Annotated in this window: 24 protein-coding genes; 11 read left to right on the top strand and 13 right to left on the bottom strand. The window is 72.2% G+C overall.

What is annotated here, in order from left to right; all coding sequences use genetic code 11:
• Positions 1-68: 68 nt before the first annotated feature.
• Both M8J74_RS22100 and M8J74_RS22095 read left to right on the top strand, forming a co-directional pair.
• On the top strand, positions 69-539 hold the full coding sequence (locus M8J74_RS22100) for a Dps family protein (protein ID WP_249838102.1): 471 nt from the start codon (positions 69-71) through the stop codon (positions 537-539).
• 96 nt (positions 540-635) lie between these two features.
• On the top strand, positions 636-914 hold the full coding sequence (locus M8J74_RS22095; RefSeq protein WP_249838101.1) for a hypothetical protein: 279 nt from the start codon (positions 636-638) through the stop codon (positions 912-914).
• Here M8J74_RS22095 and M8J74_RS22090 read toward each other — a convergent pair.
• The 3 genes from M8J74_RS22090 to M8J74_RS22080 are packed head-to-tail and all read right to left on the bottom strand — an operon-like array spanning position 862 to position 7,423.
• On the bottom strand, positions 862-1,626 hold the full coding sequence (locus M8J74_RS22090) for an SDR family NAD(P)-dependent oxidoreductase (protein WP_249838100.1): 765 nt from the start codon (positions 1,624-1,626) through the stop codon (positions 862-864). The two genes, M8J74_RS22095 and M8J74_RS22090, sit on opposite strands and share 53 nt — an antisense overlap.
• Before the next feature lie 32 nt (positions 1,627-1,658).
• Positions 1,659-2,495 carry an Fpg/Nei family DNA glycosylase gene (locus tag M8J74_RS22085; RefSeq protein ID WP_249838099.1) on the bottom strand — a complete coding sequence of 279 codons (837 nt, stop codon included), beginning with the start codon at positions 2,493-2,495 and terminating at the stop codon, positions 1,659-1,661.
• Positions 2,496-2,548: 53 nt separating this feature from the next.
• Positions 2,549-7,423: an ATP-dependent helicase gene (locus M8J74_RS22080; RefSeq protein ID WP_249838098.1), complete on the bottom strand. Its 4,875-nt coding sequence runs from the start codon at positions 7,421-7,423 to the stop codon at positions 2,549-2,551.
• Positions 7,424-7,552: 129 nt separating this feature from the next.
• On the opposite strand from M8J74_RS22080, the gene M8J74_RS22075 reads away from it, so the two are divergent.
• From M8J74_RS22075 to M8J74_RS22065, 3 genes are read left to right on the top strand one after another with little or no spacing between them, the layout of a single operon-like run.
• Positions 7,553-8,407, top strand: coding sequence for an AraC family transcriptional regulator (locus M8J74_RS22075; RefSeq protein ID WP_249838097.1), 855 nt, complete (start codon positions 7,553-7,555; stop codon positions 8,405-8,407).
• A gap of 10 nt (positions 8,408-8,417) precedes the next feature.
• Positions 8,418-9,164, top strand: coding sequence for an AzlC family ABC transporter permease (locus M8J74_RS22070; RefSeq protein WP_249838096.1), 747 nt, complete (start codon positions 8,418-8,420; stop codon positions 9,162-9,164).
• Positions 9,161-9,469, top strand: a complete 309-nt coding sequence (locus tag M8J74_RS22065; RefSeq protein ID WP_058922581.1) for an AzlD domain-containing protein — start codon at positions 9,161-9,163, stop codon at positions 9,467-9,469. The genes M8J74_RS22070 and M8J74_RS22065 overlap by 4 nt, the downstream gene beginning before the upstream one ends.
• Positions 9,470-9,507: 38 nt before the next feature.
• Here the strand turns inward: M8J74_RS22065 and M8J74_RS22060 are convergent, their stop codons facing one another.
• Positions 9,508-10,452, bottom strand: a complete 945-nt coding sequence (locus tag M8J74_RS22060; RefSeq protein WP_249838095.1) for a hypothetical protein — start codon at positions 10,450-10,452, stop codon at positions 9,508-9,510.
• 79 nt (positions 10,453-10,531) lie between these two features.
• Here M8J74_RS22060 and M8J74_RS22055 point away from each other — a divergent pair, with 79 nt between their 5' ends.
• The 4 genes from M8J74_RS22055 (at position 10,532) to recX (ending at position 14,539) form a co-directional block, all read left to right on the top strand.
• Entirely contained in the window at positions 10,532-10,726 is a 195-nt protein-coding gene (locus tag M8J74_RS22055; RefSeq protein WP_058922579.1) for a DUF3046 domain-containing protein, read from the top strand.
• Positions 10,727-10,786: 60 nt separating this feature from the next.
• A complete protein-coding gene (locus M8J74_RS22050) occupies positions 10,787-12,049 on the top strand; it encodes an AI-2E family transporter (protein ID WP_249838094.1) in 1,263 nt (420 codons plus the stop codon).
• Positions 12,050-12,423: 374 nt separating this feature from the next.
• Positions 12,424-13,548, top strand: a complete 1,125-nt coding sequence (recA, locus tag M8J74_RS22045; protein WP_249838093.1) for a recombinase RecA — start codon at positions 12,424-12,426, stop codon at positions 13,546-13,548.
• Between the two features lie 4 nt (positions 13,549-13,552).
• A complete protein-coding gene (gene recX, locus M8J74_RS22040) occupies positions 13,553-14,539 on the top strand; it encodes a recombination regulator RecX (protein WP_249838092.1) in 987 nt (328 codons plus the stop codon).
• A gap of 67 nt (positions 14,540-14,606) precedes the next feature.
• Here the strand turns inward: recX and M8J74_RS22035 are convergent, their stop codons facing one another.
• The 8 genes from M8J74_RS22035 to M8J74_RS22005 form a co-directional block, all read right to left on the bottom strand.
• Complete coding sequence (locus M8J74_RS22035; RefSeq protein WP_249838091.1) at positions 14,607-15,008, bottom strand: rhodanese-like domain-containing protein; 402 nt, start codon at positions 15,006-15,008, stop codon at positions 14,607-14,609.
• Positions 15,005-15,553 (bottom strand): cupin domain-containing protein, encoded by a 549-nt coding sequence (locus M8J74_RS22030; RefSeq protein WP_249838090.1) that lies wholly within the window; start codon positions 15,551-15,553, stop codon positions 15,005-15,007. The genes M8J74_RS22035 and M8J74_RS22030 overlap by 4 nt, the downstream gene beginning before the upstream one ends.
• A 93-nt stretch (positions 15,554-15,646) precedes the next feature.
• Positions 15,647-15,694, bottom strand: coding sequence for a hypothetical protein (locus M8J74_RS45035; protein WP_309506048.1), 48 nt, complete (start codon positions 15,692-15,694; stop codon positions 15,647-15,649).
• Between the two features lie 159 nt (positions 15,695-15,853).
• Positions 15,854-17,503, bottom strand: a complete 1,650-nt coding sequence (locus tag M8J74_RS22025; RefSeq protein ID WP_249838089.1) for an FAD-dependent monooxygenase — start codon at positions 17,501-17,503, stop codon at positions 15,854-15,856.
• Between the two features lie 180 nt (positions 17,504-17,683).
• Complete coding sequence (locus M8J74_RS22020) at positions 17,684-18,583, bottom strand: amino acid ABC transporter permease (protein WP_249838088.1); 900 nt, start codon at positions 18,581-18,583, stop codon at positions 17,684-17,686.
• On the bottom strand, positions 18,580-19,245 hold the full coding sequence (locus M8J74_RS22015; protein WP_058922572.1) for an amino acid ABC transporter permease: 666 nt from the start codon (positions 19,243-19,245) through the stop codon (positions 18,580-18,582). Before M8J74_RS22015 ends, M8J74_RS22020 begins: the two co-directional genes overlap by 4 nt.
• 131 nt (positions 19,246-19,376) lie before the next feature.
• Positions 19,377-20,219: a glutamate ABC transporter substrate-binding protein gene (locus M8J74_RS22010; RefSeq protein ID WP_249838087.1), complete on the bottom strand. Its 843-nt coding sequence runs from the start codon at positions 20,217-20,219 to the stop codon at positions 19,377-19,379.
• 91 nt (positions 20,220-20,310) lie between these two features.
• The gene (locus M8J74_RS22005) at positions 20,311-21,087 is read right to left on the bottom strand and encodes an amino acid ABC transporter ATP-binding protein (protein WP_249838086.1); all 777 of its coding nucleotides are present in this window, start codon (positions 21,085-21,087) and stop codon (positions 20,311-20,313) included.
• A 286-nt stretch (positions 21,088-21,373) separates the two neighbouring features.
• On the opposite strand from M8J74_RS22005, the gene M8J74_RS22000 reads away from it, so the two are divergent.
• Together M8J74_RS22000 and M8J74_RS21995 are read left to right on the top strand one after the other, a co-directional pair.
• Positions 21,374-22,060 carry a response regulator transcription factor gene (locus M8J74_RS22000; RefSeq protein WP_249838085.1) on the top strand — a complete coding sequence of 229 codons (687 nt, stop codon included), beginning with the start codon at positions 21,374-21,376 and terminating at the stop codon, positions 22,058-22,060.
• A 9-nt stretch (positions 22,061-22,069) separates the two neighbouring features.
• The gene (locus M8J74_RS21995) at positions 22,070-23,473 is read left to right on the top strand and encodes a sensor histidine kinase (protein ID WP_249838084.1); all 1,404 of its coding nucleotides are present in this window, start codon (positions 22,070-22,072) and stop codon (positions 23,471-23,473) included.
• Here the strand turns inward: M8J74_RS21995 and M8J74_RS21990 are convergent.
• Positions 23,463-24,461: a TAXI family TRAP transporter solute-binding subunit gene (locus M8J74_RS21990; protein ID WP_249838083.1), complete on the bottom strand. Its 999-nt coding sequence runs from the start codon at positions 24,459-24,461 to the stop codon at positions 23,463-23,465. The genes M8J74_RS21995 and M8J74_RS21990 overlap by 11 nt on opposite strands.
• Positions 24,462-24,477 lie beyond the last annotated feature (16 nt).

The following is a 24,477-nucleotide window of genomic DNA, read 5'->3' as shown; positions in this document are numbered from 1 at the left end:
GGGCTTTCGTGCATGGTGGGGAGGCGGGGGACGGGACTCGGGGCCGCACACAGAATCGGAGTACGCGGATGTACGTCGTGAAGAGCCCGTTGTCCGACCCGGACCTGAAGACCGTCTCCGAGGCGCTCCAGGGGGCGCTCGTCGACCTCCTGGACCTCTCCCTCGTCGCGAAGCAGGTCCACTGGAACGTGGTGGGGCCGCGCTTCCGCTCCGTGCATCTCCAGCTCGACGAGGTCGTGGACTCCGCGCGGACGCACTCCGACACGGTGGCGGAGCGGGCCTCGGCCCTGGGCGTGCCGCCCGACGGACGTGCCGCGACGGTGGCCGCCGGCAGTGGGATCGGGGCGGTGCCCGACGGCTGGATGAAGGACACGGACGCGGTACGGACCCTCGTGGACGCCCTGGGCGCGGTGATCGTGCGGATGCGGGAGCGGGTGGCGGCCACCGGGGACGCGGACCCCGTCAGCCAGGACATGCTGATCGGCATTACGGCGGATCTGGAGAAGCATCACTGGATGTTCCAGGCGGAGAACGGCTGAGGGGACGGACGAGGACGGCGTGCCGGGGGCGGGCGGTCGGTGCGCCCCCTCCGATGGTGAGCGGGTCGTACGGGCGTCGGGGCTGGAGGTGGATCCATGGCACGGCCGACAGTGCGCCGGGGGGTGGCGCTCGGGCTTGGGGTGCTGTGGTGGTGTGCCGCGCTGCGGCTGGCGCTGGCGCCCGGCGCCGGGGTGCTGGAGGGGGCGGTCGTGGCCGGAGGGTGGGGGGTGAGCCTGCTGCCGGTGCACTGTGTGCCCAAGGGGCGGGCCGCCGGAGCCGTGCGCGCGGGCCGGTGGCGGGCGGCCTGGCGGACGGCCGCCGTCACCACGGCATCGCCACTCCGCCGTTCGGACGCAGGATCTGGCCCGTCATGAACGCCGAGGCGTCCGAGGCGAGGTAGAGCACGGCGTGGGCGACGTCCTGGGGCTCGCCCACCCGGCCCAGCGGCGACAGCCGCGCCATCAGCGCCTCGGTCCGCGCCTGCTCCGCGGCCTCGTGGCGCTCGGTCATGGGCGTGCGCGTCCAGCCCGGTGCGACCGCGTTGACGCGGATGCCGTGCTGTCCGACCTCGCTCGCCAGCGTCTTCGTCAGCTGGACGACGGCCGCCTTGGCGGCGCCGTAGCAGAGCAGACCGGGGCGGCCGGAGTCGATGGCGCCGGAGGCCATGGTGACGATGCTGCCGGGGGTCCGGCGGGCCAGCATCGCGCGGGCGGCCTCCTGGCAGGCGTGGAGAACGCCTTTGAAGTTGACGTTCAGGACGCGGTCGAGGTCCTCGTCCCGCGTCTCGAGTACCGGGCTGCTGTGCATGATGCCGGCGATGGCCGCCATCACGTGCAGCTCCTCGCAGGCCGCGACGGCCTGGTGGAGCTGTTCGCGGTCGGTGACGTCGAGGTGGTGCGTACGGGCCGTGCCGCCGGCGTCCTTGATCAGGGTCGCCGTCTCGTGCAGGCCCTGCGCGTCCCGGTCCGCGCAGTGGACCGTGGCACCCGCCTCGGCCAGCAGCAGGGCCGAGGCGCGGCCGATGCCGGCCGCCGCCCCGGTGACGAACGCGGTCCGTCCGGTGAGGTCGTACGCCTTTACGGGCATGCAAGGACGGTACGAGCGTTTCTGACGGGTCGTCAATTGGTCGTCAGTGGCCGGCTTCCGCGGTGGGTGCGGGGGCTCGGGGCGGGGCCCGGCTGGCAGTGGGGGCACCAGTAGGTGGGGCGATCGCGCGAGCCGTCGCCCTGGTCGGCCAGGCGGATGGACGTCCCGCAGCGCAGACAGGGGCGGGGCGCGCGGCCGTACACGAACAGGGCCTGGCCGCTGCGGCCCGTGGTCATGCGGGTCGGGCGGTCCCGGTTGGCCTCCAGGAGCCGCTTGGCCAGCTCCGGCAGCTTCGCCGCGCGCTCGGCGGGCAGGGCGCCGACCGGGAGCCAGGGGGTGACGCCGAGCAGGAAGCACAGCTCGCACTTGTACACGTTGCCGATGCCGGCGAGGTTGCGCTGGTCCAGCAGAGCCTCGCCCAGGGCACGGTCCGGATCGGCGAGGACGTTCGCGAGCGCCCGCTCGGGGTCCCAGTCCGGGCCCAGGAGGTCCGGGCCGAGGTGGCCCACGGCGCGGTCCTCGTCGGCGGTGCGCAGCAGCTCGAGCACGGGGAGGCGGTAGCCGACGGCCGTCTGGTCCGCGGTGCCCAGGATCACGCGGATCTGGTGCGAGGGGCCGCCGGTCCAGCGCCGGCCGTTCGCGTACACCTTCCAGGCGCCGTCCATCCGCAGGTGCGAGTGGAGGGTGAGGCCGCCCTCGATCCGGGTCAGGAGGTGCTTGCCGCGCGCGGTCACGTCCAGGACGGTCCGGCCCGTCAGGTCGGCCGTGGCGTACTTGGGCACGCGGAGGTCGCTGCGGGTCAGCGGCTTGCCCGCGAGGGCGGTGTGCAGGCGTTTCGCGGCCTGCCAGACGGTGTCTCCTTCGGGCATGGATCCAGGGTTGCACGGCTCGTGTCGTCGAAGCGGCCGGGCCGGAGCGCGCCCTAGGCGCGCAGGCGCAGGCCTCTGGGGGTCGCGATGAAGCCTGCTCCTTCCAGGAGGGCGCCGATGGGGGAGGTGAGGGCCTGGGCGTTGTTGATGCGTTCCACCGTGACGGTCCCCAGGGAGCCTGCACGGGCCGCGCCGGCCAGGGCTTCGGCGGCCGGCTGGAGGCGGGGGTCGTCCGTGGCCTTGCCGTCGGGGTCGGCCGGCCAGGCGAGCAGGGTCTTGCCGCCGCGCTCCATGTACAGCGTCAGCTCGCCGTCGACGAGGACCACCAGGGAGCCTGCCTTGCGGCCCGGTTTGTGGCCCGCCCCCGTCGGGGGTTCCGGCCAGGGCAGGGCCGCGCCGTAGGCGTTCGCCGGGTCGGCGGCGGCCAGGACCACGGCTCGGGAGTCGGGGGCCGGACGCGGGCGGCGGTTGGGGGCGGGGGAGCCGTACGAGGCGTACGGGACGTAGCCGGAGCCGCCGCGTGGGCCGCCCGCGCCGGGATCGGCGAAGTCGCGGGGCGAGACGTACTCGTCGCGCGAGGGCGGGGTGGGCGGGAAGCCGTCCGGGTCCTCGGTGAAGCCGGTGATCTCGGAGGAGACGGGGGGCCAGGTCATGTCGTCCATGGGCGGGTGCGGGAGGGCCTCGCCCCGGTCGCGCGCGTTGGACACCGCGCGGAGGCGGTCCACCGCGCCGTCCATCGCGAACTGGGCCGCGCCGAGTCCCTCCACCACATAGCCGCGCCGGGCCTGGCCGCTCTCCTCGAACACGGACAGGATGCGGTACGTCGCCGAGAAGCCGCCCTCGACGCCTTCCGCGGCGACGGCGCCCCGGGTGACCACGCCGTGCCGGTCGAGGAGAGTGCGGGCGAGGGCGTGGGCGCGGACCGTGGGGTCGGGCTCCTGGGAGGGGAGCAGCGACCAGCGGCCGGCGACGGTGGGCGGGCCCGTCCGGGAGGCGGTGCGGGCGGCGGCGGTCAGGGAGCCGTAGCGGCCGCGCGGGACGGTGCGCTTGGCCCGGTGGGCCGTGGAGCCCGCGGTGCGGCCCGAACCCAGCAGGGAGCGCATCGGGGTCAGCGTGTCGTTCGTCAGGCGCCCGGACCAGGCCAGGTCCCAGACGGCGTCCGCCAGTTGGGGATCGGTGGCCTCGGGGTGGGTGGTGGCGCGGACCTGGTCCGCGATCTGCCGGAAGAACAGGCCGTAGCCCCCGGAGAGGGCGTCCAGCACGGACTGGTGCAGGGCGGTCAGTTCCAGCGGGTGGGGTGGGGGCAGGAGGAGCGGGGCCGCGTCCGTCGTGTAGAGGGAGACCCAGCCGTCCTTGCCGGGCAGCGCGCCCGCGCCGGCCCAGACGATCTCTCCGGCGGCGGTGAGCTCGTCGAGCATCGCCGGGGTGTAGCCGGCGACGCGGGAGGGCAGTACCAGCTTCTCCAGGGCGGAGGCGGGGACCGAAGCTCCCTGCAACTGCTCGATCGCCCGGACCAGTCCGTCGATGCCGCGCAGTGCGTGACCCTTGCCGATGTGCTGCCACTGCGGGAGGAACTGGGCGAGCGCTGCCGGGGGCACCGGCTCCAGTTCGTGCCGCAGCGCCGCCAGGGAACGGCGGCGCAGACGGCGCAGCACGGACGCGTCACACCACTCCTGGCCGATGCCCGCGGGATGGAACTCGCCCTGTACGACACGGCCGTTCGCGGCGAGCCGCTGCAGCGCGCCCTCCGTGACCGCCACGCCCAGGCCGAAACGGGCCGCCGCCGTGGCCGACGTGAACGGGCCGTGGGTGCGGGCGTAGCGGGCCAGCAGGTCGCCCAGAGGGTCCTTGACCGGCTCCATGAACGCCTCGGGGACGCCGACGGGCAGCGCGGTGCCGAGTGCGTCGCGCAGGCGCCCGGCGTCCTCGATGGCCGCCCAGTGCTCGGTGCCGCCGACCCGGACCCGGATCGCGCGCCGGGCGGAGGCCAGCTCCTGGACCCAGTGCGGCTCCGCGCCCCGCTCGGCCAGCTCCGCGTCGGTCAGCGGGCCGAGGAGGCGCAGGATGTCGGCGATGCCCTCGGCGTCCTTGACGCGCCGGTCCTCGGTGAGCCACTGGAGTTCGCGCTCCAGCTCGGTCAGCACCTCGGCGTCGAGGAGTTCACGCAGCTCCGCCTGGCCCAGCAGTTCGGCCAGCAGACGCGAGTCCAGGGAGAGGGCGGCGGCCCGGCGCTCGGCGAGCGGTGAGTCCCCCTCGTACAGGAACTGGGCGACGTAGCCGAAGAGGAGGGAACGGGCGAAGGGGGACGGCTCCGGGGTGGTGACCTCCACCAGACGCACCTTGCGGGCCTCGAGGTCGCCCATCAGCTCGACGAGGCCGGGCACGTCGAAGACGTCCTGGAGGCATTCGCGGACGGCTTCGAGGACGATCGGGAACGAGCCGAACTCGCTGGCCACCTCCAGCAGTTGCGCGGCGCGCTGGCGCTGCTGCCAGAGCGGGGTGCGCTTGCCGGGATTGCGGCGCGGGAGCAGCAGCGCGCGCGCGGCGCACTCGCGGAACCGGGACGCGAACAGGGCCGATCCGCCGACCTGGTCGGTGACGATCTGGTCGACCTCGCCCTTGTCGAAGACGACGTCCGCCGCGCCCACGGGGGCCTGGTCGGCGTCGTACTCGGTGCCCGCCTTCGTCGGTTCCCGGTCGAGCAGGTCCAGGCCCATGAGGTCGGCGTCGGGCAGACGCAGGACGATGCCGTCGTCGGCGTGCATGACCTGCGCGTCCATGCCGTAGCGCTCGGAGAGCTTGGCGCCGAGGGCGAGCGCCCACGGGGCGTGCACCTGCGCGCCGAACGGGGAGTGGACGACCACCCGCCAGTCGCCCAGCTCGTCCCGGAAGCGCTCGACCACGATCGTGCGGTCGTCGGGGATGTGACCGCAGGCCTCACGCTGCTCGTCCAGGTAGGACAGGACGTTGTCCGCCGCCCAGGCGTCCAGCCCCGCCGTGAGCAGGCGCAGCCGGGCGTCGTCCTTGGGCAGGGAGCCGACCTCGCGCAGGAACTGGCCCAGCGCCCGGCCCAGTTCGAGCGGGCGGCCGAGCTGGTCGCCCTTCCAGAAGGGCAGCCGGCCCGGGACGCCCGGCGCGGGGGAGACCAGCACGCGGTCGCGGGTGATGTCCTCGATCCGCCAGGAGCTGGTGCCGAGCGTGAACACGTCGCCGACCCGGGACTCGTAGACCATCTCCTCGTCGAGTTCGCCGACCCGGCCACCGCCCTTCTTGGGATCGGATCCGGCGAGGAAGACCCCGAAGAGGCCGCGGTCGGGGATGGTGCCGCCCGAGGTCACGGCGAGGCGCTGGGCGCCCGGACGGCCGGTGACGGTGCCCGCGACGCGGTCCCACACCACGCGCGGGCGCAGCTCGGCGAACGCGTCGGACGGGTAGCGGCCCGCGAGCATGTCCAGGACCGCGGTGAACGCCGACTCGGGCAGGGACGCGAAGGGGGCCGCGCGGCGGACCGTGGCCAGCAGGTCGTCGACCTGCCAGGTGTCCAGGGCCGTCATGGCGACCAGCTGCTGGGCGAGGACGTCCAGCGGGTTGGCGGGGACCCGCAGGGACTCGATGGAGCCGGTGCGCATGCGCTCGGTGACCACCGCCGCCTGGACCAGGTCACCGCGGTACTTGGGGAAGACCACGCCGGTGCTGACCGCGCCGACCTGGTGGCCCGCGCGGCCCACGCGCTGCAGGCCCGAGGCGACCGAAGGGGGCGACTCGACCTGGACGACCAGGTCGACGGCGCCCATGTCGATGCCCAGTTCCAGGCTGGACGTCGCCACCACCGCGGGCAGGCGGCCCGCTTTGAGGTCCTCCTCGACCAGCGCCCGCTGCTCCTTGGAGACCGAGCCGTGGTGAGCGCGCGCGATGACCGGCGGGGCGCCCTGCGCGGCTCCCGAGCCACCCATGAGCTCGGCCGGGGCGTGGTGCTCGTCCAGGGGTTCGCCGGTGGCGCGCTCGTACGCGATCTCGTTGAGCCTGTTGCACAGGCGCTCCGCGAGGCGGCGGGAGTTGGCGAACACGATCGTGGAGCGGTGGGCCTGGACGAGGTCGGTGATCCGCTCCTCGACATGCGGCCAGATCGAGGGGCGCTCCGCCCCTTCCGAGCCGTCGGCCACCGGTGAGCCGCCCAGCTCGCCCAGGTCCTCCACCGGGACGACGACCGACAGGTCGAACTCCTTGCCCGACTTCGGCTGGACGATCTCGACCTTGCGGCGCGGTGACAGATAGCGGGCCACCTCGTCCACCGGGCGGACGGTCGCCGACAGGCCGATGCGGCGGGCGGGCCTGGGCAGGAGCTCGTCCAGGCGCTCCAGGGAGAGCGCGAGGTGGGCACCGCGCTTGGTGCCGGCCACCGCGTGCACCTCGTCCAGGATCACCGTCTCCACACCGGTCAGCGCGTCGCGGGTCGACGACGTCAGCATCAGGAAGAGGGACTCGGGGGTGGTGATCAGGATGTCCGGGGGGCGGGTGGCCAGGGCGCGGCGCTCGGCGGCGGGGGTGTCGCCGGAGCGGATGCCCACCTTCACCTCGGGCTCGGGCAGGCCGAGGCGGACGGACTCGTGGCGGATGCCGGTGAGGGGGCTGCGGAGGTTGCGCTCCACGTCCACCGCGAGGGCCTTCAGCGGCGACACGTACAGGACCCGGCAGCGCTTCCTCGGGTCGGCGGGCGGGGGTGTGGAGGCGAGCTGGTCCAGGGCGGCGAGGAAGGCGGCCAGGGTCTTGCCCGAGCCGGTGGGGGCGACCACCAGCACGTCCGAGCCCTCTCTGATGGCGTTCCACGCGCCCGCCTGGGCCGCGGTGGGCGCGGAGAAGGCCCCCGTGAACCAGCCGCGGGTCGCGGGGGAGAAGCCGTCGAGGGCCCGTTGAGCGTCGCTGACCATGCGTCCATCCTGCACCCGGCCACTGACAATACGGTTGACCTGCGGGTTCGCGGCGCGAGAGCGACGAGTGGGGCGGGGAGCGCGGGTGCGGCTCGGCGGGCCGGGAGGGCGTGGCGGAGAATCGGCTGTATGGCGGAATTCGGTGAGGAGGCGGCTCGGCACTGGCGGTACGCCGACCTGCCCGGCGTCGATCTGCTGCGGGCCCGGTACGTCCGCAAGACGTTCGTGCGCCACACCCATGAGCACTTCGTCATCGCGGCCATCGCCGACGGGGTCGAGGTCTTCCACCACCGCGGCGCCGACCAGTACGCGGGGGCGGGGGCTCTCGCGCTGGTCAATCCCGACACCTCGCACACGGGCCGGGCCGGGGTGCCCGAGGGCTGGCGGTACGGGGCCGTCTACCCGTCGCCTGACGTCGTCGCCGAGATCGCCGCCGAGACGACCTCCCTCCGCGGGGCGCCGGGATTCGTCAGCCCCGTCCTCGACGACCCGTACGCGGTCCGGCTCGTCCACCAGGTCCTGCGGGCCGCCGACGAGGGCAACGCGCTGGCGGCCGACACCTTGCTGCGGATCGCCGTCACCCGGCTGCTGCGGCTCAACGGCGGTCCGCTGCCGCAGCGGGCCGTGCGGACGGCGGGGGCCCGGGTCGCCGCACGCGCGCGTGCCGTGCTGGAGGAGCGGATGGCCGAGCCGCCGACGCTGGAGACGCTGGCGGGTGATCTCGGGACCAGTCCGTTCGCGCTGCTGCGGGCCTTCCGGGACGCCTACGGGATGCCGCCCCACGCCTGGCTGACGGACGCCCGGGTGCGGCGGGCGCGGCGGCTGCTCGACGGCGGGACGGCGCCCGCCCAGGCGGCCGTCGCCGTGGGCTTCACCGACCAACCGCATCTGAACCGGCACTTCGCACGGATCGTCGGCGTTCCACCGGGGGCCTACCAGCGGGAGCGCAAGAACGTACAAGACGCAGGTCCGCCGTCCCCGTAGCGTCCGGGGCGTGGCAGAACAGACAGCTCTCGCAGACACAGGAGCCGGTGACGCAGGCAAGACGGACGCCGCCGTGGTCCGGGACGCGCTCGGAGTCGGCGTCGCCGTCGGACTGTCCGGGTTCGCCTTCGGGGTGACCTCGGCCGGCGGCGGGCTCACCCTGGGGCAGACCTGCGTGCTCAGCCTCCTGGTGTTCACCGGCGCGTCCCAGTTCGCGCTCGTCGGAGCGCTCGCGGCCGGAGGCAGCCCCTTCACGGCGGCCGCCGGAGCGTTCTTCCTCGGTGTGCGCAACGCCTTTTACGGGCTGCGCCTGTCGCAGGTGCTGGCCCTTCCGCGCCTGCTGCGGCCGTTCGCCGCGCAGTGGGTCATCGACGAGACGACGGCGGTCGCGCTCGCGCAGCCCACGCGGCGTGGTGCCCGGATCGGGTTCACCGTGACCGGGCTCAGCCTGTACCTGCTGTGGAACCTCACCACCCTGCTCGGCGCCCTGGGCGCCAAGGCCATCGGGGACACGGACGCGTGGGGCCTGGACGCCGCCGGACCCGCCGTCTTCCTGGCCCTGCTCGCGCCGATGCTGAGGTCCGCCACCGAGCGTGCCGTCGCCGGGCTCGCCGTCGTGCTGGGGCTCGGGCTGCTGCCCGTGCTGCCCGCCGGTGTGCCCGTCCTGGTGGCCGCGCTGGCCGCTCCCGCCGTCCTGCTCCTGAAGGGACGCCGCGACGGCCGGGCGCCCGGTGACGTGACGGGGGAGGACCGTTGAGCACCTGGATCGCCATCGGCCTGACGGCTCTCGGATGCTACGCCGTCAAGGTTGCCGGCCTGTTCGTCCCCGAAGGAGCCCTGCGGCGGCCGTTCGTCCGGCGGCTGGCGGCCTTGCTGCCGGTGGCACTGCTGGCCGCGCTCACCGCCCAGCAGACCTTCGCCGACGGGCGCGCCCTGGTGCTGGACGCGCGTGTGGCCGGCGTTCTCGCGGCCGCTGTCGTGCTGGTTCTGCGCGCCCCCTTCCTGCTCGTGGTGGCCGCGGGAGTGGTGGTGACCGCCGGGGTGCGGGCCATGGGCGGGTGAGGAGTGCGAGGCCACGGGCGGGTGAGGGGCGCGGGCCGTCAGCCGATGGAGCGGCCGTACGCCCGGAGGGCGCGCAGTGCCTCGATCGTCACCTGGGGGCGCGCCTCCAGGGCGATGCCCGGCGCCCACTGACGCCACCGGATCGGCCAGCCGCCGTCCTCCTGCTGAGCCGCCGCGAGGAAGTCCAGGGAGCGCTCCATCTCGTCGTCGGTGAACCACGCGCGCGCGAGCGAACTCGGCGTCCTCGCGTAGTCGTGCGGGAAGTGGTGCTCACCGGGGGCGTAGCCGGGCGCCACCGGGTAGGCGGCGAGGTCGTCCGGGTCCAGTGCTGCCAGCCGGTGCTCGCGCACCAGACGGCCGAGCCGGTCGGCGGCCGCCTCCGCGCGCGGGCGGTCGGGAGCGGAGTCCAGGAAGGCCACGGCGGCCTCGATCTCGTAGGGGTGGGACTTCTCCAGCGAATCGATCGCCTGCCAGCAGAAGTCGGTGGCCCGGAACAGCCAGGCGTGCCACACCTCGTTGCGGTGCAGCAGGCCGACGACCGGCCCGGTGGCGAGCAGTTCGCTCGGCGGGTCGTCCACGATCGGCATGAAGGGGGCGGCGGGGTAGCCCCGCTGGCTGGGATGGATCGCCGGCAGCGCGCCGTCCGCCGTCGAGACGGAGGTCAGGTAGCGGCACACCCGCTCCACGCGCTGGCCGCCGCAGCGCCCGATGGAGTCCAGGACGCGCAGGGCGTGCCCGGTGTGCAGCGGCTGGCTGACCGGGCCGCGCAGGTCGGGCTCCAGGGCGTGGCCGTATCCGCCGTCCTCGTTGCGGTAGGCGTCCAGGGCGGTCTCCACCGGGTCGGCGCCGCCGTTCAGGAAGTGGTGGGCGAAGAGGCGCTGTTCCAGCACGCGCGCGGTGAGCCAGACGAAGTGCTCGGCGCGGAAGAGCGGGGAGCGCGCCGGGGGTGTGACGGGGAGTGGGGAAGCTCCGGTTTCGGACATGCGACAGACCGTAGGGCGGAAAGCGGTCTCGGCAAGCGGTCACGTCTCAGGCCACCCCCGGGGGCGGGATACTGGAGGCATGCGGTTGACGGTCTTCTGGCAGCGGATGGCGGATCACTTCGGCTCGGGGTACGCCGACACCTTCGCGCGCGACCACGTGATGACGGAGCTGGGCGGGCGCACGGTGCACGAGGCACTGGACGCCGGCTGGGACGCCAAGGACGTGTGGCGTGTGGTCTGCGCGGTCATGAACGTTCCGCGCGAGAGGCACTGATCGGTCACGAAGATCGCAGGGCGGGAGATGATTGTCCTACCCGTGGGCGAGACTTGAGCCGTGGCACCCACTGACGAGACCGAGCCGCACGCCCGGCATGCCTCCCCGTTCGGCACGACGCCGCCCGACCGTCCCCCGGCCGACGGCGCCGTCCCCGGCGCGCGCATGCCGCGCTGGCTGCCGCGGGCCGTGGTGCTGGTGCTCTCCCTGTACGCCGCCTTCCAGCTGGGCACTTGGGCGTTCCACCAGCTCACCGGCCTGTTGATCAACATCCTCATCGCGTTCTTCCTGGCCCTCGCCATCGAGCCCGCGGTGAGCTGGATGGCCGCGCGCGGCATGCGCAGGGGACTGGCCACCGCCCTCGTCTTCCTGGCCGTGATGATCGCGGCCGCGGGCTTCGTCACCCTGCTCGGCTCGATGCTGGCCGGCCAGATCATCAAGATCGTCGAGGATTTCCCGAACTACCTCGACTCGGTCATCAACTGGGTCAACGCGCACTTCCACACCCATCTGAAGCGGGTGGACGTCCAGAAGGGCCTGCTGCGCTCCGACTGGCTGCGCAACTACGTGCAGCACAGCGCCACGGGCGTCCTCGACGTGTCCGCCCAGGTCCTCGGTGGGCTCTTCCAGCTGCTGACGGTCACGCTGTTCTCGTTCTACTTCGCCGCCGACGGGCCGCGTCTGCGCCGCACGATCTGCTCGGTACTGCCGCCCGCCCGGCAGGCCGAGGTGCTGCGGGCCTGGGAGATAGCCGTCGACAAGACCGGCGGGTACCTGTACTCGCGCGGACTGATGGCGCTCATCTCCGGCATCGCGCACTACATACTGCTGCAGATCCTGGGCGTGCCGTACGCGCCCGTGCTCGGCGTCTGGGTGGGCCTGGTCTCGCAGTTCATCCCGACCATCGGCACCTACCTCGCGGGCGCCCTGCCGATGCTGGTCGCGTTCACCGTCGATCCCTGGTATGCGTTGTGGGTGCTGGTCTTCGTCGTGGTCTACCAGCAGTTCGAGAACTACGTGCTGCAGCCCAAGCTGACCGCGAAGACCGTCGACATCCACCCCGCCGTCGCCTTCGGCTCGGTCATCGCCGGCACCGCGCTCCTCGGCGCGGTCGGCGCGCTGATCGCCATTCCGGCGGTCGCCACGCTACAGGCGTTCCTGGGGGCGTACGTGAGGCGGTACGCCGTCACGGACGACCCCCGGGTGCACGGGCACCGGCGCGGAGGCCCGGGGTCCGGACTCCTCACGCGCGCCAGACAGCTCCGGGTGCGCCGGGCGGACGACGCACCGCTGGAGGAAGAGCCCGAGGGCAGTTCTTCCTGAAGGGCCTGAGGCCGGCTCCTGCCCAGGGGCCGAGGCCGCCCTTTCTCGTGCTCCCGAGGGCGGTTCGTCCCTGACGGGGTCCGCCTTTCCCGCCGCGCCGGAGCGGACGTCTGCCTCGCTCCCGGCTCGTCTCCGGCCCGCCACGGGACCGCGGACGTAGTCTCGGAGGTGCCGCGTGGTGCGCTTGACACGAAAATCGAACATCCATTCTTATGGAGGCTCCGGCGAGCCTCTCGACGGGTGATTCGAACCGTTTTCAACGGATAAGAACCCGAGTTATCCACAGGCCGGACGGGCGTCGGGGCGCATTGTCAGTGGCAGGCGTTAGCGTCTTTGACGTGAAGCGATCGACTCAAGCAAATCGGGTGGAACCCATGGCAGGAACCGACCGCGAGAAGGCCCTGGACGCCGCGCTCGCACAGATTGAACGGCAGTTCGGCAAGGGCGCCGTGATGCGCCTCGGCGAGCGGCCGAACGAGCCCATCGAGGTCATCCCCACCGGGTCGACCGCGCTCGACGTCGCCCTCGGCGTCGGCGGCCTGCCGCGTGGCCGTGTGGTGGAGGTCTACGGACCGGAGTCCTCCGGTAAGACCACGCTGACCCTGCACGCGGTGGCCAACGCGCAGAAGGCCGGCGGCCAGGTGGCCTTCGTCGACGCGGAGCACGCCCTCGACCCTGAGTACGCGAAGAAGCTCGGCGTCGACATCGACAACCTCATCCTCTCCCAGCCGGACAACGGCGAGCAGGCCCTGGAGATCGTGGACATGCTGGTCCGCTCCGGCGCCCTCGACCTCATCGTCATCGACTCCGTCGCCGCGCTCGTCCCGCGCGCGGAGATCGAGGGCGAGATGGGCGACAGCCACGTCGGTCTGCAGGCCCGTCTGATGAGCCAGGCCCTGCGGAAGATCACCAGCGCGCTCAACCAGTCCAAGACCACCGCCATCTTCATCAACCAGCTCCGCGAGAAGATCGGCGTGATGTTCGGCTCCCCGGAGACCACCACCGGTGGCCGGGCGCTGAAGTTCTACGCCTCGGTGCGCATCGACATCCGCCGCATCGAGACCCTGAAGGACGGCACGGAGGCGGTCGGCAACCGCACCCGCTGCAAGGTCGTCAAGAACAAGGTCGCGCCGCCCTTCAAGCAGGCCGAGTTCGACATCCTCTACGGCCAGGGCATCAGCCGCGAGGGCGGCCTGATCGACATGGGCGTGGAGCACGGCTTCGTCCGCAAGGCCGGCGCCTGGTACACGTACGAGGGCGACCAGCTCGGCCAGGGCAAGGAGAACGCGCGCAACTTCCTGAAGGACAACCCCGACCTGGCCAACGAGATCGAGAAGAAGATCAAGGAGAAGCTCGGCGTGGGCGTGCGGCCGGAGGAGCCGGCGGCGGAGCCGGGCGTGGACGCCGCGGCCGGCGCTGCCACGGACGACGCCGGGAAGACGGTGCCCGCACCGGCGGCCAAGGCGACCAAGGCCAAGGCCCCGGCCGTCAAGAGCTGACCCCGTGACACGGCGAACCGACTGGGCGGAGTACACCCACCCCGACGCACCACGCGGTCGGGGTGGGAGAGACGACGGGGGTTTTGCCGGTCCGGGCGGCGAGGCGGACGGGGAAGAAGCGCGGCAGGACGCGGACGGGGGACACGGCCGCGCCGGCGCGTACGGCACGGGGTCGTCGTACGGCAGCAGGAAGTCTTCGGACCGGGGCGGCCCGTACGGGGACGGTCTGTACGGGGATGATCCGTACGGGGACGGTCGGTACGGCGACGGCGACGGCTCGTACGGCGGGGAGTGGCCGGGTGAGGGCTCGGCGGGCTCCGGGCGCGCTGGGCGCGACGTGGCCCCGGCCGACGGAGGTCCGCGCCGTCGAGGCGGCCGGACCGGTGGCGCGGGCGGCTCCCGAGGGCGTCGCGGGCGACGCGGCGGAGAGCCGTTCGGTGAGGACGGGGGCTCCTCCTCCTTGTCGAGGGCCGAGCGGGAGGAGCCGCCCGCGGACCCGGTGGAGCAGGCACGGGCGATCTGCCTGCGCCTGCTCACCGGGACTCCGCGCACGCGCAAGCAGCTCGCGGACGCCCTGCGCAAGCGGGAGATCCCGGACGAGGCGGCCGAGGAGGTGCTGTCGCGGTTCGAGGAGGTCGGGCTGATCAACGACAGCGCGTTCGCGGACGCCTGGGTGGAGTCCCGGCACCACGGCCGCGGGCTTGCCCGGCGGGCCCTGGCGCAGGAGCTGCGCACCAAGGGCGTGAATTCCGAGCTGATCGACGTGGCCGTCGCCCAGCTCGACTCCGAGCAGGAGGAGGAGACCGCGCGCGAACTCGTCGCCCGCAAGCTGCGCTCCACTCGCGGGCTCGACCGCGACAAGCGCCTCCGCCGTCTTGCGGGCATGCTCGCCCGCAAGGGCTACTCCCAGGGCATGGCCCTGCGCGTGGTCCGGCAGGCGCTGGAGGAGGAGGGGGAGGACACGGAGTTCCTGGGAGACGAGGGGTACTGACGGGGGAGCGACTCCTCGCCGCGGGTGCCGTCCGATCGTCCCCCGGAACTCCGGGCCGGCCCCGCCCCTACGGCGTCACCGGCAACCCCGCCGCCCTCCATGCCTGGAAGCCCCCGATCAGATCGGTGGCCCGGGACAGCCCCAGGGTGTGCAGCGACGCGGCGGCGAGACTCGACGCGTAGCCCTCGTTGCAGATCACCACGACGCGCAGATCGTGGCCGGTGGCCTCGGGAAGGCGGTGGCTGCCCTGGGGATCGAGCCGCCACTCCAGCTCGTTGCGCTCGACGACGAGCGCGCCGGGGATCAGGCCGTCCCGCTCCCGCAGGGCCGCGTACCGGATGTCCACCAGTACGGCCTCGCCCGCCCGCGCGGCGGCGTGCGCCTCCTCGGGCCCGATCCGCTCGTACCCCTCGCGTACCCGCTCCAGCAACTCGTCGATGCCCACGGGCCGTTCGTCCGCGCCGCTCACTGCCAGTCCTCCGGACGCTCGACCTGCTCCAGCCGCAGGACCTGGCCCACGCGGCTGTAGCGGCGGATCTGCGGGAGCGGCGGGTAGTAGGCGTGGACGGAGATCGCGTGCCCGTCGGTGGACTCGTTGAGGACCTCGTGCACGTGGTGGCGGCCGAAGGAGCGTCCCTCGCCCGCCGGCAGCCGGCGCTCCCGGTCCACGTCGTCGGCGAGTTCAAGGGTCCGCCAGCCGTCGGCGGGCAGTCGGGCGGCGAGCGCGTTCTCCTTGAGCTCACCGGCCGCGGTGACGAAGGCGCCGACGGACTCGGCGTGATCGTGCCAGCCGGTGCCCGTACCGGGCGGCCAGCCGATCAGCCAGGCCTCGCTGCCGCCGGGCCCCACCAGGCGCGCCCAGGTGCGGCCCTCGGGGTCGAGCGGGAGAGAGGCGATCAGCTCGGCGTCGGCGGCCGTGCGCCGCACGAAGTCGAGGAGGTCGGCCTGCGTCGGCGCGGAGGCCGAGGCCGCCGAAGCCGTCGTAGGCACGGGGACAGAGGGGGAGACAGACACGGGGCACCGTCCTGAGAAGCGTTCGCGGGGAGCGCGCGGCGGCTTCGGAGCAGCTCGAAAGCGGCGCGCGCGAAGAAGAAAGGGGACGCGAATTCAGCAGGACGGACGACACACGCAGCCCGCGTAGCGGACGAGGTCCATATGGACCCTCCGCCACAGGCGCACACAGGTGTCGGTCATGGTCGGGAGTACACCATGGCGGTGCGGAGCGGTCAACTCACCGTCACTATGTGGACCGCACAGTGAGGGGGAGCCCCGCGGCGCGCCACCGCCCCCACCTCAGCGCACGAGCGCCACCCCTCACCGCATCCCCGCGCTCGCCCCCGCTCCCGCCTCGGACCCCGCCTCGGACCCCGCCTCGGACCCCGCCTCGGTCTCCGTCTTCGCCGGTCCGCCCAGGATCGCCTCCGCCGCCGCGTACAGGTCGGCCGGGCGTACCCCGCCGAAGGCGGTGACCAGGTGGCCGTCGGGGCGTACGAGGAGGACGGAGTGCGCGGCGGCGCCCGGGTAGCTCTCGGCGACCAGAAGTTCGGCCGGGTGCGGCAGTGCGGCCACGGCGGCCGCCAGGCGGGGCATGACGCCGGCGGTCACCCAGTGCTTGCGGTCCCACACGCCCGTGCCCGGCGCGACGAGGACGACCAGCAGGGCCCCGCGTCCGAGCCGGTCGCGCAGCTGGACGAAGGTGCCGTCCTCCGCGGTCACCCGCACGTCGGCGACCGGCGCGCCGAGCTCCGTGTCGACCGGCACCTCGCCCTCCAGATGCCGGGGCGCCAGCGGTGAGAGGGCGTACGCCCCCGGCGCGCCGAGCGGCCCGCGCCCCAGGTGACCGTCCGTGAGCAGTGCGTCGGCGCCCCGGGCGGAGCCGGGGACGTAGGCGCGCAGCCCTCCGCCGCCGCGCAGCAGCGGCAGTACCTGGTCGGCGGCGCGCAGCCGGGCGGCGACCGCGCCGCGCCGTTCCGACTGGTAGCTGTCGAGCAGGGCCTCGTGCGGTCCGTGGTGCCAGGCCAGGGCCAGCTTCCAGGCGAGGTTGTCGGCGTCCCTGAGCCCCTCGTCGAGCCCCTGGGTGCCGAGCGCGCCCAGCAGGTGCGCTGCGTCCCCCGCGAGGAAGACCCGGCCGGCCCGCCACCGGCGGGCGAGCCGGTGGTGGACGGTGTGGACGCCGGTGTCGAGGAGTTCGTACGGCGGTGTGGAGCCCCCGGTCCAGCCGGCCAGCGTCTCCCGGATGCGGGCCAGCAGCAGTTCGGGCGTGACCAGGTCCTTGCCCGGTGGCAGCAGCCAGTCCAGGCGCCACACCCCGTCCGGCAGCGGGCGCCCGGTGATCTCCCCGCCCGACGGCCCGGACGTCCGCCACGGCGGCATCCGATGGAGCAACGCCCCCTCGAAGGGAAGGTCCGCGCGCAGCGCCGCCACGGCGTGCCGTTCCACCGCGGTACGGCCGGGGAAGCGGATGTCCTGGAGCTTGCGCACGGTGGAGCGGACGCCGTCGCAGCCGACGAGGTAACTGCCGCGCCACCACGTGCCCTTGGGGCCGCGGGTGTGGGCCGTGACGCCCGTGGGTTCCTGCTCGACGGTGTCGACGCGGCTGTCGGTGGCGATCTCGACCAGCGGTTCGCCCGCCAGGGACTCGCGCAGGGCGCCGGTCAGGACGTGCTGGGCGATGTGCAGGGGAGCGGGGTCGGTGTCGTCGTCGAAGGTGATCTCGCGCATCACCTGCTTGCGCCGCAGCGACCGCCATCCGGTCCAGCGCGCGCCGGCCTCGTCGACCGGCAGACCGGTCAGCCGCTGCATCAGGGCGGCGGTGTCCTCGCGCAGCACCACCGTGCGCGCCGGACGCGGTTCGTCCTTTCCGGGCCCCTCGTCCAGGACGACGGAGGGCACCTCCTGACGCGCCAGCGCCAGGGCGAGCGTGAGCCCGACGGGCCCCGCTCCGACGATGATCACCGGGTCCACGGCGCGGCGCCCCCTGCCCGCGGTGGTGTCCTGAGGGACGTATGTGAACAGGAAGTTGGAGCAGGGTGCACGATCACAGAACGTATGCAACCCATTGTCGTTGTTTGCGTCAAGTGACGGAGGCAGTGGCGATCATGCCACTGCCTCCATGTGGGTCAAGCCACTTGAGTGATCATCAGCTCATACGGAGGCGCCGGTCCCGAAACCGCCGCCGACCGCGGCGGGGTTCATCTCCACCTGGTCCTCCGAGAGGACCGCCCCGGTGCTTCGCTTGCTGCGGCGCAGCCGGCCCTCGAGCCAGCTCGCGAAGCTCGTGAGGATGAAGTTGACCACGATGAAGATGATCGCCACGCCGATGAAGCTGGGGATGACGTTGGCGTAGTTGGCCGCGAACGTGCTGCGGGCGTTCAGCAGTTCGGTGTAGCCGATCATCACGCCACCCAGCGCGGTGTCCTTCACGATGACGACGAGCTGGCTGACGATGGCCGGCAGCATGGCCGTGACCGCCTGCGGGAGCAGGATGCTGGTCATCGTCTGGCCCTTGCGCAGGCCGATGGCGTACGCGGCCTCGGTCTGGCCCCTGGGCAGGGCGAGGATGCCCGCGCGGACGACCTCGGCGAGGACGGAGGCGTTGTAGAGCACCAGGCCGGTGACGACCGCGTACAGCGGCCGGTCCTCGGTGGTGACGTTCGTGGAGCGGGCGAAGAACTCGTTCGCGAACAGCATCAGCAGCAGGACCGGGATCGAGCGGAAGAACTCGACCACGACGCCGGCCGGTCCGCGCACCCACCGGTGGTCGGACAGGCGTGCGATGCCGAAGAAGGCGCCCAGCGGAAGGGCGATGACCATCGACAGCGCGGCGGCCTTCAGGGTGTTGCCGAGGCCGGGCAGCAGATACGTCGTCCACGCCTCCGACGTGGTGAACGGCTGCCACAGGCTCCACTTCAGCTGGCCCTTGTCGTCCATCTTCTGCCAGACCCACCACAGCAGCAGGCCGAGCAGGAGGACGAAGACCACCGAGAGGACGACGTTGCGCCGCTTGGCCCGGGGGCCGGGGGTGTCGTAGAGAACGGAGCTCATCGCTTCACCGCCAGTCGCTTGCCCAGCCAGCCCAGGATCAGGCCGGTGGGAAGGGTCAGTACGACGAAGCCGAGGGCGAAGACCGCGCCGATGAGCAGCGTCTGGGCCTCGTTCTCGATCATCGTCTTCATCAGGGCCGCGGCCTCGGCGACACCGATCGCGGCCGCCACCGTGGTGTTCTTGGTCAGCGCGATCAGGACGTTGGCCAGCGGGCCGATGACCGAACGGAACGCCTGCGGCAGCACGATGAGGCGCAGGGTCTGGCTGAAGCTCAGCCCGATGGCGCGGGCCGCCTCCGCCTGTCCGAGGGGCACGGTGTTGATGCCCGAGCGCACCGCCTCGCAGACGAACGCCGCGGTGTAGGCGACGAAACCGAGCACCGCCAGCCGGAAGCCCTGGATCTTGAAGTCGGTCGCGCCCATGGTCACGCCGAAGATGTCGGCGAGGCCCAGCGAGTTGAAGACGATGATGACCGTCAGGGGGATGTTCCGGACGATGTTGACGTAGGCGGTGCCGAATCCGCGCATCAGGGGGACCGGACTGACCCGCATCGCCGCCAGGAGAGTGCCCCAGACCAGGGAGCCCAGGGCGGAGATGACGGTCAGTTTCACCGTCATCCAGAACGCCCCCAGGACGTCATAACCATGAAGAAAGTCGAACACGATCTCCCGCGCTTCCGGGTGTGTGGCGTACGAGGAGGGCGAGGCCCTGTGCCGGGCGCGCCGCCGCCGTGATCGCGGCGGGCGGCGGCGCGCCCAGGGTCCCTGCGGGGCCGGGGGTCCGGGCCCGTGCCTTACTTGACGATCTGGCCGATCTTCGGCGCCGGCTCGTACTGGTACTGGGCCGGGCCGAAGTTCTTCTTGACGTCCTTCTCCCAGGTGCCGTCGCTGACCATGCTCTTGAGGGCGTCGTTGATCTTGTTGAGGGTGGCGGTGTCACCCTTCTTCACGCCGATGCCGTAGTTCTCGTTGCTGAGCTTGAGCCCGGCGAGCTTGAACTGGCCCTTGTACTTGTCCTGCGCCGCGTAGCCCGCGAGGATCGAGTCGTCGGTGGTCAGCGCGTCCACGGCCCCGCTCTGGAGGCTGGCGACGCACTCCGAGTAGCCGCTGTTCTCCTTCAGGTTGGCCTTCGGGGCGATCGTCTTCTGGATGTTCTGCGCCGAGGTGGAGCCCGTCACGGAGCACAGCTTCTTGCCGTTGAGGTCCGTGCCCTTGGTGATCGTGGCGTCCTTCTTGACCAGCAGGTCCTGGTGGGCCAGGAAGTACGGGCCGGCGAAGTCGACCTTCTGCTTGCGCTCGTCGGTGATCGAGTACGTGGCCGCGATGAACTTGACGTCCCCGCGCTGCAGCGCGTTCTCACGGTCGGCGCTCTTGGTCTCGACCCACTCGATCTGGCTGGGCTTGTAACCGAGCTTGCCCGCCACATACGTCGCCACGTCCACGTCGAAGCCGGAGTAGGAGCCGTTGGGCTCCTTCAGGCCGAGACCGGGCTGGTCGAACTTGATGCCGATCTTGATCTTCTTGCCGCCGCCGGAGCCGGAGGAACCGCCGTCGTCGTTGCTGGACCCACAAGCCGTGGCGGCCACGGCGAGGGCGAGGACGGCGGCCGAGGCGGCGGTGACCTTGCGGAGCTTCATATGAACATCCTTTGGCTGGTGAAGAGAGAAAGGCCGTGGGAGAGAAGGGCCGTCGTATGCGGAGGGCCGTCGTGTGCGCAGGGGCGGACCGTCAGTGGTGCAGGATCTTCGACAGGAAGTCCTTGGCACGGTCGCTGCGCGGGTTGCTGAAGAACTGGTCGGGCGCGGCCTCCTCGACGATCCGGCCGTCCGCCATGAACACCACGCGGTTCGCGGCCGAGCGTGCGAAGCCCATCTCGTGCGTGACGACGATCATGGTCATGCCGTCGCGGGCGAGCTGCTGCATGACCTCGAGGACCTCGTTGATCATCTCGGGGTCGAGGGCCGAGGTCGGCTCGTCGAAGAGCATCACCTTCGGGTCCATGGCCAGAGCGCGCGCGATGGCGACGCGCTGCTGCTGACCGCCGGAGAGCTGCGCGGGGTACTTGTCGGCCTGCGCGGCCACGCCGACCCGGTCGAGCAGGGTGCGGGCGCGTTCCTCGGCCTTCTTCCTGTCGGCCTTGCGGACCTTGATCTGGCCGAGCATCACGTTCTCGAGCACGGTCTTGTGCGCGAAGAGGTTGAAGGACTGGAAGACCATGCCGACGTCCGCCCGCAACCGGGCGAGCTCCTTGCCCTCCTGGGGCAGCGGCCTGCCGTCGATGGCGATCGTGCCCGAGTCGATGGTCTCCAGACGGTTGATGGTGCGGCACAGCGTGGACTTACCGGACCCCGAGGGCCCGATGACCACGACGACCTCGCCGCGTGCGATCGTCAGGTCGATGTCCTGGAGTACGTGCAACGCGCCGAAGTGCTTGTTGACGCTCTTCAGGACGACCAGTTCGCCGGTCGCGGCCACGTCCTGCTTGGCCACCGATACTTCGGTCATCGCTATCGGGCTCCGTCCTCCTCGGTTTCGGAGGACAGTAGTGACCCCGTTCCACCAGCGTCATTACATCTGAGGGGAATCTGAGCATCACGATCCGATAGCAATCGGACACGTGTCGTAGCACTTGGAGCAGGGCGCATATCGGCCGGGTAACTAAAGCCCGGCGCAACCGGAACCCACTTGACTGCGTCCTCGTCCATCAGCGTGACTGCCTTGACGCACGCGCGTACGGGCGCGCGTTCCTATCCATCCTGTTCGTACGGCCGATGAACCGAAGGGGGCCCGGATGAGACTGCTCCTCGTCGAGGACGACAACCATGTCGCCGCCGCACTCTCGGCGGTTCTGGCACGGCATGGCTTCGACGTCACGCACGCGCGCAGCGGCGAGGAGGCCCTTCAGGCGCTGGTCCCGGAAGGCGCCGGCTTCGGTGTCGTCCTGCTCGACCTCGGCCTTCCCGACCAGGACGGCTACGAGGTGTGCGGCAAGATCCGCAAGCGCACCAGCACCCCGGTGATCATGGTCACCGCCCGCTCCGACGTCCGCTCCCGCATCCACGGCCTCAACCTCGGCGCCGACGACTACGTGGTCAAGCCGTACGACACCGGAGAACTGCTCGCCCGGATCCACGCCGTCAGCCGGCGCACCGTCCACGAGGACGCCGCCTCCGGCGAGGACAGCACGCTGCGCCTCGGTGCGGTGCTCATCGAGCTGCCCACGCGCCAGGTCACCGTCGACGGTTCGGTCGTGCAGCTGACCCGCAAGGAGTTCGACCTGCTCGCCCTGCTCGCGCAGCGCCCCGGGGTGGTCTTCCGCCGGGAGCAGATCATCAGCGAGGTGTGGCGCACCAGTTGGGAGGGGACCGGACGCACCCTGGAGGTGCACGTCGCCTCCCTGCGCGCCAAGCTGCGCATGCCGGCCCTGATCGAGACCGTACGCGGCGTCGGCTACCGGCTCGTCGCCCCCTCCCCGTAGCGTGCACGGGTGCGTACCCGACTCCTCCCGCTGCTCATCGTCCTGATGGCGGCCGTGCTGCTCGCGCTCGGCATCCCGCTCGCCGTGAGCGTCGCCGCGGCCCAGCAGCAGAAGGTGGTCGTCGACCGGATCGACGACACCGCGCGTTTCGCTGCCCTCGCCCAGTTCGTCACCGACGCCTGCAGCTCGACGCGGACCTCCACGGACGAACGCCTGCAGACCCTGGGCAGCGAACTCACCAACTACTACGGCGTCTACGGCATCCGCGCCGGGGTGTTCTGCCGCACCGACATCCCCATGGCCAAGGCGCCGTCGGACTTCTTCCTGCCCAGCTCCGGGGAAGTGCGCGACGCGTTCGACGAGGCGAAGCTCAGCCGCCGCAGCCACGACCCGAAACAGGTGTGGCCCTGGCAGCGCCACCGTCTCGTCGTCGCCTCGCCGGTCATCCGGGACGGCGACGTCGTCGCGGTCGTCGTCACCGACTCGCCCACGGGGCCGCTGCGTTCGCGGATCCTGCACGGCTGGCTGATCATCGGCGCGGGCGAGATCGCCGCGATGCTGCTGGCCGTCGGCGCCGCCCTGCGGCTGACCGGCTGGGTGCTCAAGCCCGTGCGGGTCCTCGACGCCACGGCGCACGAAATCGCCAGCGGGCGGCTGAAGTCCCGGGTCGCGGCCGCCGGCGGTCCGCCGGAACTCAGGCGGCTGTCCCGGGCGTTCAACGAGATGGCGGACAACGTCGAGGACGTGCTGGAGCAGCAGCGCGCCTTCGTCGCCGACGCCTCGCACCAGTTGCGCAACCCGCTCTCGGCGCTGCTGCTGCGCATCGAACTGCTCGCGCTCGAACTGCCGGAGGACAACGAGGAGATCGCCTCGGTCCGCACCGAGGGCAAGCGCCTCGCCGAGGTCCTCGACGACCTGCTCGACCTGGCCCTGGCCGAGCACACCGAGGCCGACCTGAGGGTCACCGACATCGGCGCGCTGACCGCCGAGCGCGTCGCCGCCTGGACCCCGACCGCCGAGGCCAAGGGCGTGCATCTGGTGGGCGACTGCCCGCCGACCACCGCCTGGGCCGACCCGGTCACCCTCTCCAGCGCCCTGGACGCGGTGATCGACAACGCGCTGAAGTTCACGCCGGAGGACCAGGGCGTGGAGGTGAAGGTCGCCTCGAACGGCAGCACCTCGACCGTCGTCGTCAGCGACCACGGCCCGGGCCTGACCGACGAGGAACTCGCCCGCGTCGGCGACCGCTTCTGGCGCAGCGGCCGCCACCAGAACATCAAGGGCTCCGGCCTCGGCCTGTCCATCTCGCGCGCCCTGCTCGAGGCGGGCGGCGGCTCGATCTCCTACGACCACCACGAGCCGCACGGACTGACGGTGACGGTGTCGGTGCCGAGGAACGGCCCTACGGCTTGACCGAGCGGTAGTAGCGCCGGGCGCCCTCCTGCAGCGGCAGCGGATCGGTGTAGATCGCGGTGCGCAGGTCCACGAGCTGTGCGGAGTGGACCTCCTTGCCGATGACGTCCCGGCTCTTGATCACGGTGCGGGTCACCCACTCGGTGAGCCGGGTGTCCACGTCGTCGCGCGTCACCAGGAGGTTGGCGACCGCGATGGTCGGCACGGCGATCCCGTTCTGGATGCTGGGATAGGCCGACTCCGGCATGTTGGTGGCGCGGTAGTAGCGGGCGGCGCCGCCCTGGGCGTGCAGCTTGGCGACGAGATCGGCCCTGATGGGCACGAACCGGAAGGTGAGGCCGTCGGCCAGCTTCGCCAGGCCCTTCGTGGGGACTCCGCCCGACCAGAAGAAGGCGTCGATGTCCCGCTTCTTCAGCTTCTCGGGTCCCTCGTCGATGCCATCGGCGAAGGGGGTGATGTCCTTGCGCGCGTCGATGCCCGCCGCCTTCAGCACGCGTTCGGCGATCAGCCGTACGCCCGAGCGGGGCGGCCCTATCGCCACCTTCCTGCCCCGCAGGTCCGCGACCGACCTGACGGGGGAGTCGCGGGGCACGACGAGCTGGACGTAGTCGTCGTACAGCCTCGCGACACCGCGCAGCCGGGCCGCCCCCGGCCCGTGGCCGAGTTCGTAGGTCTCCACCGCGTCGGCCTGGGCGATCGTGAAGTCCGAGACGCCGGTCGCCACCCGCCGGACGTTCTGCTGCGAGCCGTCACTGGTCTGCAGCCGCACCTTGAGCCGCGGCATGTCCCGGTCGAACGCGTTGCTCAGCAGCCCGCCGTACTGCTGGTAGACCCCGGCCTCCGCGCCGGTGCTGAACTTGATCGTCCCGCTCGGCGGGTCCTCGCCCAGCGGCAGCAGCCACCACAGCAGCAGCCCGAGGACGACGAGGCCGGCGGCCGCGCCCTGCAGGGCGCGGTGCCTGCCGATGCGGTGGAAGACGTGGGACATGCGGGCGATCCTGCCA

Source organism: Streptomyces panaciradicis, assembly GCF_023516615.1.
GTDB classification, from domain to species: domain Bacteria; phylum Actinomycetota; class Actinomycetes; order Streptomycetales; family Streptomycetaceae; genus Streptomyces; species Streptomyces panaciradicis.
The sequence above is the reverse complement of the archived record's forward strand: the minus strand, read 5'-3'. Positions and strand labels throughout refer to the sequence as shown.

Bases quoted from the DNA above. Each gene is read 5' to 3' on its own strand.
- M8J74_RS22100 (WP_249838102.1), top strand. From the start codon at position 69: ATGTACGTCGTGAAGAGCCCGTTGTCCGACCCGGACCTGAAGACCGTC.
- M8J74_RS22095 (WP_249838101.1), top strand. From the start codon at position 636: ATGGCACGGCCGACAGTGCGCCGGGGGGTGGCGCTCGGGCTTGGGGTG.
- M8J74_RS22090 (WP_249838100.1), bottom strand. From the start codon at position 1,626: ATGCCCGTAAAGGCGTACGACCTCACCGGACGGACCGCGTTCGTCACC.
- M8J74_RS22085 (WP_249838099.1), bottom strand. From the start codon at position 2,495: ATGCCCGAAGGAGACACCGTCTGGCAGGCCGCGAAACGCCTGCACACC.
- M8J74_RS22080 (WP_249838098.1), bottom strand. From the start codon at position 7,423: ATGGTCAGCGACGCTCAACGGGCCCTCGACGGCTTCTCCCCCGCGACC.
- M8J74_RS22075 (WP_249838097.1), top strand. From the start codon at position 7,553: ATGGCGGAATTCGGTGAGGAGGCGGCTCGGCACTGGCGGTACGCCGAC.
- M8J74_RS22060 (WP_249838095.1), bottom strand. From the start codon at position 10,452: ATGTCCGAAACCGGAGCTTCCCCACTCCCCGTCACACCCCCGGCGCGC.
- M8J74_RS22055 (WP_058922579.1), top strand. From the start codon at position 10,532: ATGCGGTTGACGGTCTTCTGGCAGCGGATGGCGGATCACTTCGGCTCG.
- recA (WP_249838093.1), top strand. From the start codon at position 12,424: ATGGCAGGAACCGACCGCGAGAAGGCCCTGGACGCCGCGCTCGCACAG.
- M8J74_RS22020 (WP_249838088.1), bottom strand. From the start codon at position 18,583: ATGAGCTCCGTTCTCTACGACACCCCCGGCCCCCGGGCCAAGCGGCGC.
- M8J74_RS22010 (WP_249838087.1), bottom strand. From the start codon at position 20,219: ATGAAGCTCCGCAAGGTCACCGCCGCCTCGGCCGCCGTCCTCGCCCTC.
- M8J74_RS22005 (WP_249838086.1), bottom strand. From the start codon at position 21,087: ATGACCGAAGTATCGGTGGCCAAGCAGGACGTGGCCGCGACCGGCGAA.
- M8J74_RS22000 (WP_249838085.1), top strand. From the start codon at position 21,374: ATGAGACTGCTCCTCGTCGAGGACGACAACCATGTCGCCGCCGCACTC.
- M8J74_RS21990 (WP_249838083.1), bottom strand. From the start codon at position 24,461: ATGTCCCACGTCTTCCACCGCATCGGCAGGCACCGCGCCCTGCAGGGC.